Origin of the sequence: Marinobacterium marinum (assembly GCF_013868415.1) — a bacterium.
Taxonomy (GTDB): domain Bacteria; phylum Pseudomonadota; class Gammaproteobacteria; order Pseudomonadales; family Balneatricaceae; genus Marinobacterium; species Marinobacterium marinum.
Genome location: NZ_JACEMT010000043.1, coordinates 88,433 through 105,437, shown reverse-complemented (window position 1 = coordinate 105,437; position 17,005 = coordinate 88,433). Strand labels below are relative to the sequence as shown.

Genomic DNA, 17,005 nt, shown 5'->3' with positions numbered 1-17,005 from the left:
AAGGTGTGATGACCACATATAAAAACAACACCGGAGGTCACAATGACTATTAAACCCAAACTTTCCGCTCTGCTCACATCCTGCGCACTGACGGCGGCACTGAGCCTGCCGTTTGCTCCGGCCGCACAGGCCGACGACAGCTTCATCCTCGCCCAAGCCATGAACACGGATCATATATTTCATGCCGCATCCGAACGTTTTATCGACGAGTTGAAAGCACAAAACTCCTCTTATGCCGTTGCCTACCACCCGGGAGGAGACCTGGGAGACTGGACATCACTTTTTGAGCAAACGGTTGCGGGGGCCATTCCGATGACCATCACATATGGCCACTCGGAATTTGACCCGCGTCTGGATTTGACCTGGCTGGGGTATGTCGTAGACAGCTGGGCATCTGCCCGCGAGGTTTACGGCCCCGGCGGCCCTATGGTTGATGTCTACAACCGGATCCTGGAAGACAACGACCTTGTATCACTCGGCGTTATTCCCACCGGTTTTGGCTCTATAACCATGCGCAAGGGCACGGGTAAGGTGCCTACCAATTTCCCCGAAGATGCCAAGGGCATCAAGATCCGCGTCGTTCCCACACCTTTGGCAGTGGAGCGCTTTAACAACCTTGGCTTTAGCGCTGTTCCCATGCCGCTTGCCGAGGTCTATACCTCCCTGCAACTGGGCACTGTTGATGCACGCGCTTTCGGTGCCGCCGTCGAAATCTGGCAAATGCGCGATGTGCTGGAGAGCTATATTCTGACCCGTGACTATTTCGAACACGCCTTCTGGCTGGTTAATCGCGACTGGTGGATCTCATTGCCGGCCTCTGAACGCGACAAGATCCAGACTGCAGCCAATGCCACACTGAGTTCTGTCTGGGACACCGCCCAATCCATCGACGAGAAATACCTGGATAAGGTTCGCGACCATGGCATTAATGTTGTTGAACTGACTCCCGAACAGATGCAACAGGCCAAAAACAGCCTCTATACTCACGAATGGCCTTACATGGAAGAAATTGTAGGCTCTGAAATCATGCAGATGATGCGAAAAATCGCGGCTATCGACTGAGCACTCCATGCCACTGTGCTGCCACACTCCGTGGCAGCCACGCTGCTTTTTAGAGGCTACCACCATGCAACACTATTCGCCTGTATTGGCGACCTCCGACAAGGTAGAGGTCGCACGAATCAACCTGGCATCCATCACCGAATTTTTGCATACCGCCTATAAGGTCATGATGTTCCTGGCCGGATTCGGACTTGCCGCACTGATGTTTGCTCAAGTCATCCTGCGTTACTTTTTTGACTCGCCTTTCGCCGGGGTAGAGGAAGTTTCCATCCTGTTGGGGGTGTGGGTCTATTTCCTCGGTATGGGTTATGCCACTCTGACTCGAGAGCATATTCAGGGAGGCATTGTTTCCCTGCTGGTGCAGGACCCCTGGAAACTGAAGCTGATCGAGCTGCTGGCTCTACTCATAAGCCTCACGGCCGCCATTATATTTGGTTATTTCGCCTGCAAATACGCAATTTTCGTCATTGAAAAGGGCCGCAGCAGCATCTATTTGCGGTGGCCAAAAGGCTTGTGGAGCGCCAGTATGATTGCCGGTTTCGGCATGATGTGTATCTGCTTCCTGGTCCAGGCAGGAAAGGCCTGGAACGAACTGCAACAACTGAGCCGTAACAAGACGACAGGAGGTACGGAATGACCCTTTTCCTGATCGCCATGACGGTCATTGTGGTCCTGCTGCTGGCACAGGTACCGGTGGCCTTCTCGTTCGGTATTGGCGCCCTGCTGTTTGCCTTTTTGACCGACAACAACATTTCCTTCCTGATACCACACGGCTTCAAAACATCCAGCGGTTTCGCCCTGCTTGCCCTGCCCCTGTTCATCTACGCCGGTATTCTGATGGCCGAAGGCGGCATTTCAGAGCGGTTGCTGAACTTCGTCAACTCGATCGTGGGACGCATCAAAGGCGGCTTGGGCGCAGTAACCGTGGTCACCTGTGCCCTGTTCGGGGCAATCTCCGGTAGTTCGACAGCCGCCATTGCCGCAATCGGCCAAGTGATGATCCCACGCATGGTGCGAGAAGGCTATCCGGCCGGCCATGCCACGGCGCTGGTCGCCTGTTCATCGGTACTGGCGTTGATGATCCCGCCCAGTATTCCGATGATCGTATTTTCCATTACCGGAGGTATTTCCGTTGGCGCGGCCTTCCTGTCCACTATCATTCCCGGCATCCTGCTGGCTTTGGTATATTGCGGCCTGAACTTCTGGTTCCTCAAGGACAACAACCAGATCAAGGTGGACGCACCGCTTCCCATGACCGCAGCCGCCAAGGGCGTCATGAAGTCAGCTGGCAGCGCCGGTTTTGCACTGCTGATGCCTCTACTGATTCTGGGCGCCATCTACAGCGGTATCGCAACTCCAACCGAGGCCGCTGCCATTGCGGTACTCTACGCCATTCCCGTTGGCCTGTTCATTTACCGGGGCCTGACTCTGAAAACAGTTGGTCAAGCCACCATCAAGGCGGTCACCATGACCGGGTCAATCATGGCGGTTCTGTTTTTCCTGTTTATCATGAGCCGCACCATGATTCTGGAGCAGGTTCCCAGGGAGCTGGCCGATGCCCTGCTGCAGATATCCGATAACAAATACGTCATCCTGTTCCTGATCAACATCCTGTTGCTGCTGATCGGCATGATTGTTGACGATATTTCCGGCAGCGTTCTGGCCGCCGTCATTTTCCTGCCGGTGATACAGCAGTTGGGTATCGACCCGATCCATTTTGCAGCGGTTGTGGGCGTTAATCTGGGCTTGGGTAATATTTCACCTCCCTGTGCCCCCATGTTGTACATGGCCGGGGGCGTCAGTCAGCTGTCACTTGACCAATACTTGAAGCCAACACTGAAATTTCTGACTCTGGGGCACCTGCCCATGGTGTTGCTGGTGACTTTCGTGCCCCAGCTCAGTCTGATGCTGCCCAAGCTCGTCATGGGCTATGGTGGCTAATGTATATTCTGGCCGGAGGCCGTACCAAACGGCCCCCGGAAACCCAAATACTTGCCCTGCCCAATCAATTTCGTGCTCCGTCGGTCCAGGCTTGAATTTTTGTGCGTTCATGGAGATGATCGTACGCATAACGGCTGACAACGAGAAGAATACAATGCTGAAAATTGCCCCCTGCACATCTCCACACCCGCAGAACACACAACATCCACAGGCAAGCAGTGACGAGAGCGCAGGCTTTGCTGCGATACTGGCCGACCTGAGCACGTCAAAAGACGAACGGCCCAATACACGAGATGAGCTTTTGTCCATTGTGTCGATGACGCCCGCCGAACGTATACGTCATCAGCTGTTACACGGGATGGGATTAACCGAAGAAGCCTTGCGTAACCTGCCGGTGGAAGAACGCATCAGAATAGAACAGCGAATTCAGGAAGAGATCGAACGCCAGCTCGCCGGCAACACCCTTGGATAGGGATTCGATGAACAGACACCCGCTCCCGCAGGTGCCTGACACCGATTGAAGCCTGATCAGGCTCCGAGCAACAGTTTGTCGTCGTCCAGTTCATCACCGTCCGGGCGAATCTTGGCAAACAGATTCAGCAGATCTTTGACACCATACTGGCTGCGCTCTTCACCCGACAGGTCAAATGCCACCTGACCTTCATGCATCATGATCGTGCGGGTACCATAATCCAGCGCCTGACGCATGGAGTGTGTCACCATCAACACGGTCAACTGCTTTTCAGCCACAATTTGATCGGTAATATCCATCACCAAAGCAGCCGTTTTGGGGTCGAGGGCTGCGGTATGCTCATCCAGCAACAGAATTTTACTGGGTTGCAGTGCCGACATCAGCAGGCTGACGGACTGACGCTGACCACCCGACAACAGTCCCATTTGCGTATTCAGGCGATTCTCCAGCCCCAGGTTGAGGCGGGCCAACTGCTCACGAAACAATTGACGCAGAGGTTCATTCAGCGCAAGCGTCAGGCCCCGACGCTTGCCGCGCCCGTAAGCCAGCGCCATATTTTCTTCGATGGTCATTTCACCACAGGTGCCCGCCAACGGGTCCTGAAAAACACGGGCTACATCACCTGTCCGTGCCGCGGCTGACAGCGCGGTCACATCTCGGTCATCAAAGCAGAGCTGCCCCGATGAACAGCGAATATCACCGGCAATCGTATTCAACAGGGTGGATTTGCCCGCCCCGTTGGAACCGATCACGGTCACGAACTCGCCCTGAGGGATCGTTAAATCCACCCCCTGCAAAGCCTTTTTTTCTGTTGCCAGTCCGGGGTTGAAGGTCACTTTGACCTGTTTACAACGAATCATACCGTATCCCCTTTGGCAGCCTTGCGTGCTTTCCACTCACGCCGCAACTGCGGCAAAATCAACGCCAATCCCACCAAAACAGCGGTAATCAGGTTTAGGTCCGAGGTCGTGAACCCGATGAAATCGGCATTCAGAGCGACCGCTATCGCCAATCGATACAGCAAGGAACCGACAATACAGCCCAATACTATGATCAGCATGGAGCGACTGTTGAACAGGCTCTCGCCTACGATCACGGCCGCCAGCCCCACCACAATGGTACCGATACCCATGGTCGAATCGGCAAAGCCGTTAGTTTGTGCAAACAGGGCACCCGCCAGCGCCACCAGGCCGTTGGACAGGGCCAGTCCAGCATAGATTTTCTGATTCACCACGATGCCATTGGCCTGGGCCATGCGCGGGTTGGCGCCGGTCGCCCGCATCGCCATGCCGTATTGTGTATTGAGAAACCAGGCAACCAGCAGCCCGACCGCAACCACAACCAGACCGACAAATATCACCTTCAAATACATGTTGGGGATGCCCAGCGACATGAAGGGTGACAGCACCGTGGGCTCAGTGATCAAAGCCAGGTTCGGTTTACCCATCACACGCAGGTTGATCGTGTACAACGCCGTCATGGTCAGGATACTGGCCAATAGATGCAGAATATTGAAGCGCAGGTTCAGCCAGGCCGTTACCATGCCCGCCACGGCACCGCCCAACAGCGCACAGAACGTCGCTATGTAAGGGTTAACACCAGAAATAATCAGGGCCGCAGCCAAGGCCGCACCCAGGGTAAAGCTGCCATCGACCGTCAGGTCAGGAAAATCGAGCACTCGGAAAGTCAGGTAAACGCCGACCGCCACAAGACCGAAAATAAAACCGATCTCCAGCGTGCCCATAAAGGAAAAGAGGGACATATGAATTGCCTTGTCAGGTGTACAGCCCGGCGTGCCCTATCGATACAGGCACGCCGGTACAGGTATTACTCGATGATTTTGGTCGCACGCTCACGTACGGCCTGGGGGATTTCGACACCCATCAACGGTGCCATCTTGGCATTCACGAAGAGGTCGGAACCGGTCGCAACGCGAACGGGAATATCACCGGCCTTTTCGCCATTGAGGATGCGTACGATCACATCGCCAGTCTGACGACCGATATCAAAGTAATTGAAACCCAGAGCGGCAACGGCTCCACGCTCGACCGAACCGGTATCACCGGAGAACACCGGCAGACGTCCGTCAATACCTACTTTCACCACGGACTCCAGCGCCGTCAGGATGGTATTGTCGGTCGGGCAGTAAATCGCATCGGCTGTACCGATCAGCTTTTGTGATGCCATCATCACATCCGACGACTTGGGTGCCGGTGCTTCAACGATTTCAATGCCCCGTTTCGCGGCCTCTTCCTTCAAAATCGCAACAATGGCCACCGCGTTGGGTTCGCCCGGATTATAGGGTACACCCAGCTTTTTCATGTCGGGTACAAACTCGCGAATCAGGTCCAAATGCTGAGCAACAGGGGTCTTGTCAGACAGACCGGTGACATTACCACCCGGCGCTTCCAGGCTGGAAACCAGCTTGGCGGACAAAGGGTCGGTCACGGCTGAGAACACGACCGGAATATCGCGGGTTGCGCTCGCCAGACTCTGTGCGGAAGGTGTGGAAATACCCACCACCACATCAGGGGCTTCGCCCACCAATTTGCGGGCGATTTGTGCAGCGATGGCCGGATTGCCCTGGGCACTTTCGTACGTAAATTTCAGGTTGTCATCCGTATAGCCCTGCTCTTTCAGCGTCTGCTTGATGCCATCACGCACGGAGTCCAGTGCCGCATGTTCAACAATCGCCGTCGTCGCCACATACACGGACTCTTCAGCCTGGGACGTTGATGCCGCCAAGGCACTGGCTGCCACTGCTGTTGCCAATAACTTCTTCAAGGTCATTACAGGTTTCATCGATAACACTCCTGTCAGTTATCTCTTTATCAGGATGTACATGCCTTAGGCCCCTGGTACATGGATCCGCTCTCAGGGGTACCCCGCGACAGCCATGCTCTGTTTTTTGTTGTTTTTAACTGGTCAGACCAGGTTTATTTAATACATTTAATACTTTTTTTCACAGTTTACCAGAGAGAGGCGTCTGTGATCAGTAACGCGCTGATTTCAGTGCAACCCTTCTAATACCACGTATAATCACGAGTATCCATCAACCAGCAACATGTTGAAGGCGGTCCATGACCATGACACAGGAAAACAGCCCGTCCTGGGCACAGGGTATCGAACAGGTTCTTGCCAATGATCTCCGCTTCAAGGCTCAACTGGATATTGGTGAAGACGCCTTTGCGTCGCTCAAGTTGAAGCGCTACCTGCTGGACGCACTGGATGCCGGTAATGGCGCCATCACCGGCGCTGCCATCGCCAAGTCGTCCTTTGTTGCCGGAACCTTTTTTGCCCCCAGCGGCATCCTGGGTCTGTTGGGGTTGGGCACGGCCGTAACGCCATTGGGTTGGGCCATTGCCGCCGGGGCGCTGGGAGCCGGGCTGAGCGTCGTCATTGGCAAAACCTTCGTCCGCGGCAATTCCAGCCGGGTGAAAGTCATTCCCGAATTCATCAATACGCCGCTCGACATACTGGCTGTAGGGCTCTTTGACCTGATTGCGACACTCAGCCTCAAGGTGGCCACCACCGAGACGCCATCCAGCGCCGATGAACGCGCCTTTCTCGAACAATATTTTATCCGGGAATGGGGCTATGACCCCACTTTCGTCACCACGGGACTGGATGCTATCCATGCAGAGCTGGCCCAGTGCAGCCTGCATGAGGTCGCTCAAACACTGGCAGGCTACAAACAGCGCAACCCGGACTGCAACTATAAGACAATGAGCACCGAAGTCCTGCGCCTGATTGATCAGGTCATTGCCGTGGACGGTCTACCGAGTGAGCAGGAGAACATCGCGCGCGATCAGGTCAAGGCTATCTTTGACGAAGCCGGCTCGCTCAAGCTGGGCGATAAAATCAACACCCTGGCCCGGAACATCGGCAACGGCAGTCAGCGCAGCCTCGTGATGATCGGTCGCGGCGGCAAGGGCGTGTACACCCGCCTGCGTGGCACTATCCGCAGGCAAAAGCGGCAGACAAACACACCCGAAGAAGACTAATGCACACCCTACTGGTAAGTGCGCCCACGGTGCTTCAGCCAGCCATGTTCATGACGACCAGCCGGGTCATGATGCGTCCAGTGCACGACACCGCCATGACGTGTCCACTCGTACTCGCCATTGAATGACACCTGATCACCCTTTTCCAACCCGGTCAGACGAGGGGCCAAGTCGATATTATGCGCAACCAGCAACGTCTGCCCGCTCTGCAATCTCAGAATGAACTTCTGATGTCGACTGCCTTCCAGATCATCCGGCAACACTCGTTCCACCACGCCCACACCTCGTACCTGGACATCACTGAGCCGGTTTTCATACAACCGCGCCAGCTCCAGATCATGGGTTGCCGGGGCCTGTTCGGCCTGTTCAGCAGTGACAGAGAGTTCGGGTTCAAGCTCGACTATCGTTTTGCCGACCAGTGCGGTCAGTACCGACACCAACGCCAAAGGAATCAGTAGACGTTTCGCCGCCAAACGGGATACAAGTGGGTTGCGTCTTCCCCTGTCAGGCGGACCTATTCGGCTCTGGACCTTCTGCATTTTCACATCGGTCGCGCGCCAACGTCCCCGTGCATCCTGTGTCGGCCGATACCGCACCCGGTCCCCGACTCTTGGTGCCTCAGGAAGCCTGCCGAAATCCCTGATATGTACAAACAGGTCCGCCCCGTCCGTATCAGGCTTGATGAAACCAAACCCGCGATCCCCTTTCCAGGCCTTGATTGTTCCCGTCTGAGGTAACATGAATGTCGTCCTTGTTACTTGCCGTGGCTGACTGCTCCGGCATGAATTGTGTCAGCAAACCTTGCAAAAGTTATACTCTTGCACAACATTTTGGAATGCCGACTTGCCCGTTTGTCCTTATACTGGCAGTTGACACATAATGTCCTTTTGCTCAGCCCCCAAGGATTCCAATGACCGTCGAAAGCGCACTCTCTTTTTTTCTAGCCGTACTGGTTTTCGGTATTACCCCTGGCCCCGGCGTCTTTGCCATTCTGGCCCGCGCACTGGTTAATGGTGCCGGCAGCTGTACGTTGCTGGCTCTTGGCATGATTTTCAGTGACATTCTGTACCTGATAGCTGCCTGTCTGGGACTGGCAGCCATTGCCACTCACTGGTCGGAGCTGTTTACCGCCATCCGCATTATCGGGGCCGCCTACCTTTTTTACCTGGGCTACAAGATGTGGACAGCCCCGGTTTCGGCAGAGGCCATGAGCGACAGCAAAATCAGCCGTTCCGGCATGGCCACCAGCTTTCTGCAGGGGTTCCTGATCTCCGCCTCGAATCCCAAGGTTATCCTGTTTTATATCGCCTTTTTGCCAACGTTCATGGACCTGAGCATCCTGACCGCCAGCGACATCGTACTGGCCTCTGTACTGACATTGGTCGCACTGATGATCGGCATCATGTCAATCGCAGCCTTTGCCGCCAAGGCAAGGGGGCTGTTTCGCTCCGAACGTGCCATGAAGCGATTGAACCGCAGCGCCGGTTCGATCATGGCCGGAGCCGGTGCCTACCTCGCTCTGCGCCAGTAAAACCGGGATAGCGTCGGGAGGTGTCCCGGCGCGCCCCCCCTCCTTTCCTTTTCACCCGCCACGGCCTGTTCCAGCAAAGCGCTGCGACACTATGCCTCATCCCTGCCCGTTTGTATTTGCATACAATGCCGCCACCCCTGTAACCCGCTTGCAGCATATCGATTGATGCCCGGCACTGCCGCCAGACGATCATCCGAAAAGCGATATGCCGAAAGGGACTTTACTGAACATTCAGGAGCTTGGATGAATACAATAACGCTGCCCGCCTTCCGACCGGGCCTGCTTTCAGCCGCCGTGGCCTGTATCACTTTGACACAGTCCGTCAGTGCACAAACCTCTTCACTCATTGTAGAAGGTATTCTTGAACGCGGTCCGGCGGACAATGCGCTCATGGTTCCCCCTCCGGCATTGAAACAGCTGCGTACCGCCACCAATGACAGCGCCAGTCTATTGCGCAATGTGCCTGGGGTCAGTCTGAATGGAGCAGGTGGCGTGTCCAGCCTCCCGGTAATCCATGGCTTGGCCGACGATCGGCTGCGCATCAAGGTGGATGGCATGGACCTGATTGCCGCCTGTCCAAACCACATGAACCCGCCTCTGTCCTACATTGAGCCAAGCAATATCGGACAGCTTAAGGTCTTTGCCGGCATCACCCCCGTAAGCGTAGGGGGCGACAGTATCGGCGGCACCATTGTTGCCGACCGACCTGAACCTGAATTTGCGCGTACCGGCGAAGGCCACCTGACCACAGGTGAAATCGGTGCTTTCTACCGCAGTAACAACAAGGCCATGGGCGGAAACCTGTCGGCTACGCATGCCACCGAGGATTTCAGCCTGCGCTACAGCGGCGCTTGGAGTTCCGCTGATAACTACACGGCAGGCGGCAATTTCAAAACGGTCATGGAAACAGGCCGCCCCGGACACAGCCTGCCACTGGATGAAGTCGGTTCCACCGCGTATGAAACCCAAAATCATACGCTGGGCCTGGCATTCAAGTCCGGTGACGATCTGCTGGAAGCCCAACTCAGTTATCAGAACATGCCCGAGCAGCTGTACCCGAACCAACGCATGGATCTGCTGGAGAACGAACAACAATCTCTTAACCTGGCCTGGACCCGGCGTTTCGACTGGGGGATGCTGGAAACTCGCGTCTACCATGAGCAGGTTGACCATTTCATGGACTTTGGTGATGACAAACGCTACTGGTACGGCGCGCTCTCGGGCCCTGGCAACCCCTGCAGCCCCATCGGTTTCATGGTCGATGGCCGTGCCAACACCTGCGCCGCCGGCATGCCGATGTACTCGGAAAGCCGTAATACGGGATTAACCATTAAGGCGGACATCAATTTCGGCACCGAGCACCTGATGCGCACGGGCGCCGAATATCAACACTTCCGCCTGGACGATTACTGGACGGCCTCGGGCGGCGGCATGGGGCCAGATACCTTCCAGAACATCAACAACGGCCAGCGTGACCGCATCGCCCTGTTTTCCGAACTGGAGTCTCGGTTGGATAAGCACTGGCTGACACTGGTCGGTATCCGTTACGAACAGGTCTCTATGGATGCCGATGATGTTCATGGCTACAGCCTGATGGCCAACCAGGGCAGCGAGTCTGCCGCTTTCAACGCCAGCGACCGTACCCATACCGACCACAACATCGATATCAGCGCTCTTGCACGCTATCGGCATAGCGACAGTCTGGATATCGAATTGGGTCTGGCCCGCAAGGTGCGCTCACCCAACCTGTATGAGCGTTATACCTGGTCAAGCTGGCCAATGGCCGCGACCATGAACAACTTTGTCGGCGATGGCAATGGTTATGTCGGTGATATCAACCTGGACCCCGAAGTTGCCTACACCGCGTCGGCCACCCTTGACTGGCATGCAACAGACCGCAGCTGGACTCTCAAGGCAACACCTTTCTACACTCGAGTCAACGATTACATCGACGCCGTGAAGACGACAAGCTGGGGCAGCGATCAATTCAACGTCCTGCAATACACTAACCAGAATGCACGCCTGTACGGTATTGATCTGGCCATGCACATGCCACTGGGCCAAAGCCCATGGGGAGTCTGGGGACTGGAAGGCGTGATCAACTACACGGATGGCAAAAATCGCACGACAGGAAGTGACTTGTACAACATCATGCCGCTGAACGGCCGTTTCACCCTGACCCATCAGACGGGTGGCTGGGAGAATGGGCTGGAATGGATCGTCGTCGATGACAAGGACGATACATCGGACATCCGCAATGAATTGAAAACCGCCGGATACAGTCTTATCAATCTGCGTGCCAGCCACAGCTGGAAACAGACTCGGCTGGACTTCGGTATCGAAAACCTGTTTGACCGCAATTATGATCTGCCAACCGGCGGTGTCTACACTGGTCAGGGACGTACAATGTCCATGAATGGCATTCCCTGGGGCATTGCCGTACCCGGCATGGGGCGCTCCGCCTACGTCGGCATTAATATGAAATTCTGATCGACCCTCAATGCAACAAGGCCCTTGCCAGGCAAGGGCCTTTAAATGCATCGAAATCAATCCTGCGCGGCGGCATACTCCCGCGCAATCCGCATCAGGTCATCAAGAGCGGCCTGTGCATCAATGGGGCGATCAGCCACACTGGCAATCCAGTCCGCATGCATTCCCTTCACCTTCTCGCCAAAGGCAATCGTGATCGGATCATCCACAGACAGGGTTTTGATTCGAACCCCAAGTTCCTTGGCTGCATCCAGGCCCTGCGCATCAGATGCTCCCCAGCTGCGTCCGGCCAGTGCCGACAGTTTCTCTCCTGAAACCGACATAATGGCCTGCTGATCCGCCACTGACAGATCGTCAAACACGTCCGGGTTCATGAAAATGGTGAAGGCAGTGGTATACATGCCGGACGGAAACAGCGTCACATCCGTCACGACTTCATTCAAACGTGAATATTTCAACTCCTGAGTCGGCAGGAATACCCCATCAATGACGCCCTGCTGCATCATTTCATATACCTTGGTCACCGGCGCAAAAACAGGGACCACACCCAACCGCGTCGCCAGATCGTTGACAACACCACCACCGGTACGGATTTTCTTGTTCTGGATATCGGCCAGGTCATTGACTTCAAATGTTGTGAACAGCTGGCCCGGACCGTGCACGAACATGCCCAGTACTTTCAAGCCATCAAACTCTCCGGCACTCTCGAAATGCTGCAGATACACCCGCCACAAGGCAACCGAAAGCGCTTCCGGATCAGATGTTTCAGCCGGGATCTCAACCACTGCAGGCAGCTTGAAGCGCCCCGGCAGATATCCGTTGACACCAAAGCTCACATCAGCCACGCCATCTTCCACCATGCCGAACATGGACTTGGGATGACCAGAGCCATACTCAAGCTCAATTTTGACACGACCTTCAGTGGCGTCTTCAACCCACTTGGCCCAGGTCGGCCAGACCACATCATTCTGCCCACTCGTGGGCGGCAGCCATGTCGCCACCCGCAATGTGGTTTGAGAGTATGCCAGTGTCGGGATTAACAACGCACAGAAACAGGCTATCGTTTTTATTATATTCATTGTAAGAACCTTTTTAATATTTATAGGACGGGTCTTTCTTTTCAATCAAACGTTCAAGCGCTGCGACCGCATCACGACCTGAACCGTATTTCGGGTTAAACAAGGGTGTGTCACGTGCACAACGTTCCAATACCGACTCAGGGATGGCAAGCGTTTTCCCCATCGACATGGACGCCAATTGCACTTCACAGGCACGGTTCAACAACCACATCAAAGAAAATGCCTGTGGCAAATCGGCCCCGATAATAACCGGACCATGGTTTTTCAACAACAGGACCTTCTTGCCCTCGCTACTCGCCACAATGCGGTCACCCTCATCCATGCGTACCGTGATGCCTTCAAAGTCATGATAGGCAATCTGGTTATACAACTGCGCCGAATAGAAATTCGTGAATGAAAGCCCTTCTTCCAAACAGCAAACAGCCAATGTCGGCGTTGTATGCACGTGCATAATACAATGGCCATCCGGCACATGCTGATGAATAGCGCTGTGAAACGTAAATCCAGCCGGATTAATCGGCCAGTCAGAATCACCCACGATATTGCCGTCTATATCGATCTTGACCAGATTGGAGGCCCGCACCTCACTGTAATGCAGACCAAACGGGTTGATCAGAAAGTGATCGGGTTCTCCAGGAACACGCAATGATATATGATTATAGATAGATTCATCCCAGTTGAGATGATCGAAAATGCGGTACATACAGGCCAAATCCTGTCTCGCCTTCCATTCTTCCGCACTGTATTTCAGAGGGCGATCAAAATAATAATCCTGTTTTTTCATGAGGTCTTTTCCCGTTATTTTTATGCCGCCACCAGCATAGGAAAAGGGCACAGCAGAGAAAACAAAGAATCAGGCATAGCCACTATAGGCAATGCCTATAGGCACCCCGATTCATGAACACGAAACAGCTCACCTATTTTGTAAAATCCGCCGAACTGGGCAGTATCGCTGCGGCTGCCAGGGAGCTGGACATATCCCAACCCAGTATAAGTCAGCAGATCTCCGTGCTGGAGCATGAACTGAAAACAACCCTTTTTAATCGCGATGTGCGAGGGGTATGCCTGACCGAAAATGGGGAGCGCTTTCTGGCTCATGCCCGCTCCATTCTGCGCCAACTGGATCAGGCGCAAAGCGAGCTGCACCAATCCACCGCCGCACCATCCGGCAAGGTGACTCTTGGTTTTACTCAACCGATCTGCAATATTCTTGCGGTTCCGCTGGTCACCCTGATCGAACGGCAGTATCCCGATATCGAACTCAGCATTTATACCGGGTATTCCTCTGATCTGATCAAGATGATGAAATCCGGTGATATTGATCTGGCCGTGTCGTCATATGATGAAAGTGACAGCAAGAATATTCGATATGAAAAATTTTTCAGGGAAAATATTTATCTGCTGATGGGTAATCGACGCTTTTTCCCTTTTGATGAAACACACATCCGGCAAGGAAACATTCGGTTTTCTGAGCTTAAGCAGTACGAGGTCATGGTGACCGAGCGGACGGATTCGCTGGGCTACATGATCGAACAATATGAAAAGGAAACCGGTTGTTTTCTGCACAAACGCCGTCCCTATGGCCAGCTGATGACCACTCTCAGGTATGTCACAGAAGGGCACGGCATGCTGATCACACCCTCTTCGTCCTTTTTCCACCTGGAAAAAAACGGTGAGGTTAACGCTCTGGACATTATCCAACCGGCTCTCTACCGGGATGTTTTTCTGGTCTCTTCAATCGACAAACCACTCACCAATGCAATGGCCGTCATCATGACACACATCCGCACCATTACTCGCCAGGAAAACGATAAGGGACACTGGCGCGGCTGTCTGGTGTAGTTTCCCGACCGGAAAAACCGGCGTACATCCCTCCTGGACAACATCCATTCCCGCGCGTGCCAGCCACCCGCATAAGCGGGGAATACCTGCCCGGCATTGGAAGCCGGCCCAAAATCCCTTTATCATCGGGCCCTGTGATCGCCGAAGTTGCCTCTGTGACACATCAGGCAGTGGCACACATATTTCCCGGCGTTTCACGTTCCAGGGCATCACATAGCATGCCGCGCCATCGTTCAACTGCAGGATATTGATATAGGACCTACGCCCACCCGATTACTCGCAATGTAACAAGGATATAACATGCAACAACAACAGAAATGGAGCTCGACCATTCTGGTGCCGGTTTTCTTACCGGCCGTTCTCGTCATCGCCCTGATGGTTATCGGCACCATCAGCAATCCCAAACTCGCCGGTGAAGTGTTCGCCGATACTCTGAACTATGTCACCACCAGCTTCGGCTGGTTCTATATGCTCGCTGTCGCGATCTTTTTGATTTTCATCGTCAGTGTCGCATTCAGCAGTTGGGGTAACACCAAACTGGGCCCCGATCATGCCGAGCCCGAATACGATTTCAAATCATGGTTTGCCATGCTCTTTTCGGCCGGATACGGTATTGCCTTGCTGTTCTTCGGTGTTGCCGAACCCGTTCTGCACTACGCTTCACCACCGGCAGGCGCCCCCGAAACCATCAATGCTGCCAAACAGGCCATGCAAATCGCCTATTTCCATTGGGGATTTCATATTTGGGCCATTTACGGCCTTGTCGGCCTGTCTCTGGCCTACTTTGCGTTCCGCCACGGGCTCCCTCTGGCCATGCGCTCGACGCTGTACCCATTGATCGGTGACCATATCCATGGCTGGATGGGCCATACCGTCGATACCTTTGCCATCCTCGGTACCCTGTTCGGCATCGCTACAACACTGGGCCTGTCGGTTGCACAAATCAATGCCGGGGTACACTACCTGTTCCCGTCCATTCCAGTCAGCATAACCTTTCAGGTCATTGCCATCGCCATCATCACGGGACTGGCCATTTTCTCGGTTGCTGCCGGGATGGACAAGGGCGTGAAACGCCTGTCCATGATCAATATCGGATTGGCCATTGCCTTGATGGTGTTCGTGTTCCTGGTGGGCCCGACCATCTTCATTCTGGAGACCTTTGTCGAGAACACCGGCAGCTACCTGAGCAATATCGTCGAGCGTACGTTCAGCCTGCAGGCATATACATCCAGTGACTGGATCGGTAACTGGACACTGTTCATCTTCGGCTGGACCATCGCCTGGGCCCCCTTTGTCGGCCTGTTCATTGCCAAGATCAGCCGCGGGCGAACCATCCGCCAGTTCGTTGTTGGCGTCATGCTGGTACCCACCATTTTCACCTTTCTCTGGTTCTCGGTGTTCGGTGATACAGCACTCCACATGATCATGGTGGAAGGCTATACCCAGCTGATTCAGGAGGTACAGGACGACCATGCCATCGCGTTGTTTAAACTGTTTGAACGCCTGCCGCTGACCTCATTTATATCCTTTGTTACCGTCATACTGATCATCACCTTCTTCGTGACATCATCAGACTCCGGTTCTCTGGTCATTGATTCGCTGGCATCGGGCGGCGCTCTGGATACACCGGTCTGGCAGCGTGTATTCTGGGCAACGACCGAAGGCGTAGTCGCGGCTGCGCTGCTGTTGGCCGGTGGCTTGGGAGCACTGCAAACCGCATCGATTGTCAGTGCACTGCCCTTCGCCGTGATCATGCTGATCGCCATGGTCGGCATGTGGCGAGCGCTGGTGATCGAACAGCATCATGAAGCCAGCTTGCAGAGTCATATGCAGTCCCACCGTCAAAGTGGCAACGGCAAGCAGGGCCCCGGTTTCTGGAAAAAACGACTGGCTTCACTGGTCGATTTTCCCAGCAAGTCCGATGTGGAAGCCTTCATCCATACCCGCGCCTATACCAGTATGGAACGTGTCAAACAGGAGCTGGAAGAAAAAGGATGGCCAGCCGAAGTTACATTCGATGAACACAACTGGCGAGCCCATATTGATGTCATCAAGCCGGGGGAGTTGGAGTTTATCTATGAAATTCGGCTGCGCGGCTATGCCATGCCCGCCTTCGCCTACCCGGAAATGGACCGTGATCCCGACGACGACGAGCATTACTACCGCGCGGAAGTGTTCCTGCGCCGTGGCGGTCAGGCATATGATGTCTACGGCTATGATCAACAAGACATTATCAGCGATATTCTCGACCAGTTCGAAAAATATCTGCACTTCCTGCACACCTCGCCCGGTATCCTGCCCTGGCAAATGGAAGAGCATGATGATGACCTGATCAAGCCGGAAGAACCCGATCCTTCAAACGATGCCGATATGGACGCCGGACCGGACACGCCGGCCGACACATCCAGAGAGGCTACAGAAAAAGCCTGACCTTCTGCCCTCCCATGGCATTACCATGGGAGGGCAAGATACTGGATAAATGAATGACCGAGATTGTATTATCCGACCGACCGCCGGTCAGTGATAATGATTTTCGTTTTGATCAACTTATCGAGTCATTGTCATGAGTCCACACTGCAACAGC

The 17,005-nt window shown here is 54.4% G+C and carries 15 protein-coding genes; 9 read left to right on the top strand and 6 right to left on the bottom strand.

Annotated elements, in window-relative coordinates; all coding sequences use genetic code 11:
- Positions 1-42: 42 nt before the first annotated feature.
- The 4 genes from dctP to H1S06_RS07580 all read left to right on the top strand — a co-directional run bounded on the left by dctP (position 43) and on the right by H1S06_RS07580 (position 3,475).
- Positions 43-1,062, top strand: coding sequence for a TRAP transporter substrate-binding protein DctP (gene dctP / locus H1S06_RS07595; protein WP_181738837.1), 1,020 nt, complete (start codon positions 43-45; stop codon positions 1,060-1,062).
- Between the two features lie 64 nt (positions 1,063-1,126).
- Positions 1,127-1,699: a TRAP transporter small permease gene (locus H1S06_RS07590; RefSeq protein WP_181738835.1), complete on the top strand. Its 573-nt coding sequence runs from the start codon at positions 1,127-1,129 to the stop codon at positions 1,697-1,699.
- Positions 1,696-3,003, top strand: coding sequence for a TRAP transporter large permease (locus H1S06_RS07585; protein ID WP_181738833.1), 1,308 nt, complete (start codon positions 1,696-1,698; stop codon positions 3,001-3,003). The genes H1S06_RS07590 and H1S06_RS07585 overlap by 4 nt, the downstream gene beginning before the upstream one ends.
- A gap of 154 nt (positions 3,004-3,157) precedes the next feature.
- A complete protein-coding gene (locus tag H1S06_RS07580) occupies positions 3,158-3,475 on the top strand; it encodes a hypothetical protein (RefSeq protein ID WP_181738831.1) in 318 nt (105 codons plus the stop codon).
- 56 nt (positions 3,476-3,531) lie between these two features.
- On the opposite strand, the gene H1S06_RS07575 is transcribed toward H1S06_RS07580, so the two are convergent.
- From H1S06_RS07575 to H1S06_RS07565, 3 genes are all read right to left on the bottom strand, one after another.
- Positions 3,532-4,335 carry an ABC transporter ATP-binding protein gene (locus H1S06_RS07575; protein WP_181738829.1) on the bottom strand — a complete coding sequence of 268 codons (804 nt, stop codon included), beginning with the start codon at positions 4,333-4,335 and terminating at the stop codon, positions 3,532-3,534.
- Positions 4,332-5,237, bottom strand: a complete 906-nt coding sequence (locus tag H1S06_RS07570; protein ID WP_181738827.1) for an ABC transporter permease — start codon at positions 5,235-5,237, stop codon at positions 4,332-4,334. Before H1S06_RS07570 ends, H1S06_RS07575 begins: the two co-directional genes overlap by 4 nt.
- A 65-nt stretch (positions 5,238-5,302) precedes the next feature.
- On the bottom strand, positions 5,303-6,277 hold the full coding sequence (locus H1S06_RS07565; RefSeq protein WP_255482938.1) for an ABC transporter substrate-binding protein: 975 nt from the start codon (positions 6,275-6,277) through the stop codon (positions 5,303-5,305).
- Between the two features lie 278 nt (positions 6,278-6,555).
- Between H1S06_RS07565 and H1S06_RS07560 the strand changes: the two genes are divergently transcribed.
- Positions 6,556-7,479: a TerB family tellurite resistance protein gene (locus tag H1S06_RS07560; protein ID WP_181738825.1), complete on the top strand. Its 924-nt coding sequence runs from the start codon at positions 6,556-6,558 to the stop codon at positions 7,477-7,479.
- 8 nt (positions 7,480-7,487) lie between these two features.
- Here H1S06_RS07560 and H1S06_RS07555 read toward each other — a convergent pair whose 3' ends face one another.
- Complete coding sequence (locus H1S06_RS07555; protein WP_181738823.1) at positions 7,488-8,219, bottom strand: DUF3465 domain-containing protein; 732 nt, start codon at positions 8,217-8,219, stop codon at positions 7,488-7,490.
- Positions 8,220-8,389: 170 nt separating this feature from the next.
- On the opposite strand from H1S06_RS07555, the gene H1S06_RS07550 reads away from it, so the two are divergent.
- Both H1S06_RS07550 and H1S06_RS07545 read left to right on the top strand, forming a co-directional pair.
- Positions 8,390-9,010, top strand: coding sequence for a LysE family translocator (locus tag H1S06_RS07550; RefSeq protein ID WP_181738821.1), 621 nt, complete (start codon positions 8,390-8,392; stop codon positions 9,008-9,010).
- A gap of 243 nt (positions 9,011-9,253) precedes the next feature.
- Complete coding sequence (locus H1S06_RS07545) at positions 9,254-11,500, top strand: TonB-dependent receptor (RefSeq protein ID WP_181738819.1); 2,247 nt, start codon at positions 9,254-9,256, stop codon at positions 11,498-11,500.
- Positions 11,501-11,556: 56 nt separating this feature from the next.
- Here the strand turns inward: H1S06_RS07545 and H1S06_RS07540 are convergent, their stop codons facing one another.
- Both H1S06_RS07540 and H1S06_RS07535 read right to left on the bottom strand, forming a co-directional pair.
- Positions 11,557-12,579 carry a TRAP transporter substrate-binding protein gene (locus H1S06_RS07540; protein WP_181738817.1) on the bottom strand — a complete coding sequence of 341 codons (1,023 nt, stop codon included), beginning with the start codon at positions 12,577-12,579 and terminating at the stop codon, positions 11,557-11,559.
- Between the two features lie 13 nt (positions 12,580-12,592).
- Entirely contained in the window at positions 12,593-13,363 is a 771-nt protein-coding gene (locus H1S06_RS07535; protein WP_181738815.1) for a class II aldolase/adducin family protein, read from the bottom strand.
- 113 nt (positions 13,364-13,476) lie between these two features.
- Here H1S06_RS07535 and H1S06_RS07530 point away from each other — a divergent pair, with 113 nt between their 5' ends.
- Both H1S06_RS07530 and H1S06_RS07525 read left to right on the top strand, forming a co-directional pair.
- Positions 13,477-14,421 carry a LysR family transcriptional regulator gene (locus H1S06_RS07530; protein WP_181738813.1) on the top strand — a complete coding sequence of 315 codons (945 nt, stop codon included), beginning with the start codon at positions 13,477-13,479 and terminating at the stop codon, positions 14,419-14,421.
- Between the two features lie 300 nt (positions 14,422-14,721).
- Entirely contained in the window at positions 14,722-16,851 is a 2,130-nt protein-coding gene (locus tag H1S06_RS07525; protein WP_181738810.1) for a BCCT family transporter, read from the top strand.
- Positions 16,852-17,005: the final 154 nt, after the last annotated feature.

Coding starts and splice junctions, on each gene's coding strand:
- H1S06_RS07580 (WP_181738831.1), top strand. CDS start 3,158: ATGCTGAAAATTGCCCCCTGCACATCTCCACACCCGCAGAACACACAA.
- H1S06_RS07590 (WP_181738835.1), top strand. CDS start 1,127: ATGCAACACTATTCGCCTGTATTGGCGACCTCCGACAAGGTAGAGGTC.
- H1S06_RS07550 (WP_181738821.1), top strand. CDS start 8,390: ATGACCGTCGAAAGCGCACTCTCTTTTTTTCTAGCCGTACTGGTTTTC.
- H1S06_RS07530 (WP_181738813.1), top strand. CDS start 13,477: ATGAACACGAAACAGCTCACCTATTTTGTAAAATCCGCCGAACTGGGC.
- H1S06_RS07535 (WP_181738815.1), bottom strand. CDS start 13,363: ATGAAAAAACAGGATTATTATTTTGATCGCCCTCTGAAATACAGTGCG.
- dctP (WP_181738837.1), top strand. CDS start 43: ATGACTATTAAACCCAAACTTTCCGCTCTGCTCACATCCTGCGCACTG.
- H1S06_RS07585 (WP_181738833.1), top strand. CDS start 1,696: ATGACCCTTTTCCTGATCGCCATGACGGTCATTGTGGTCCTGCTGCTG.
- H1S06_RS07555 (WP_181738823.1), bottom strand. CDS start 8,219: ATGTTACCTCAGACGGGAACAATCAAGGCCTGGAAAGGGGATCGCGGG.
- H1S06_RS07560 (WP_181738825.1), top strand. CDS start 6,556: ATGACCATGACACAGGAAAACAGCCCGTCCTGGGCACAGGGTATCGAA.
- H1S06_RS07540 (WP_181738817.1), bottom strand. CDS start 12,579: ATGAATATAATAAAAACGATAGCCTGTTTCTGTGCGTTGTTAATCCCG.
- H1S06_RS07575 (WP_181738829.1), bottom strand. CDS start 4,335: ATGATTCGTTGTAAACAGGTCAAAGTGACCTTCAACCCCGGACTGGCA.
- H1S06_RS07570 (WP_181738827.1), bottom strand. CDS start 5,237: ATGTCCCTCTTTTCCTTTATGGGCACGCTGGAGATCGGTTTTATTTTC.
- H1S06_RS07525 (WP_181738810.1), top strand. CDS start 14,722: ATGCAACAACAACAGAAATGGAGCTCGACCATTCTGGTGCCGGTTTTC.
- H1S06_RS07565 (WP_255482938.1), bottom strand. CDS start 6,277: ATGAAACCTGTAATGACCTTGAAGAAGTTATTGGCAACAGCAGTGGCA.
- H1S06_RS07545 (WP_181738819.1), top strand. CDS start 9,254: ATGAATACAATAACGCTGCCCGCCTTCCGACCGGGCCTGCTTTCAGCC.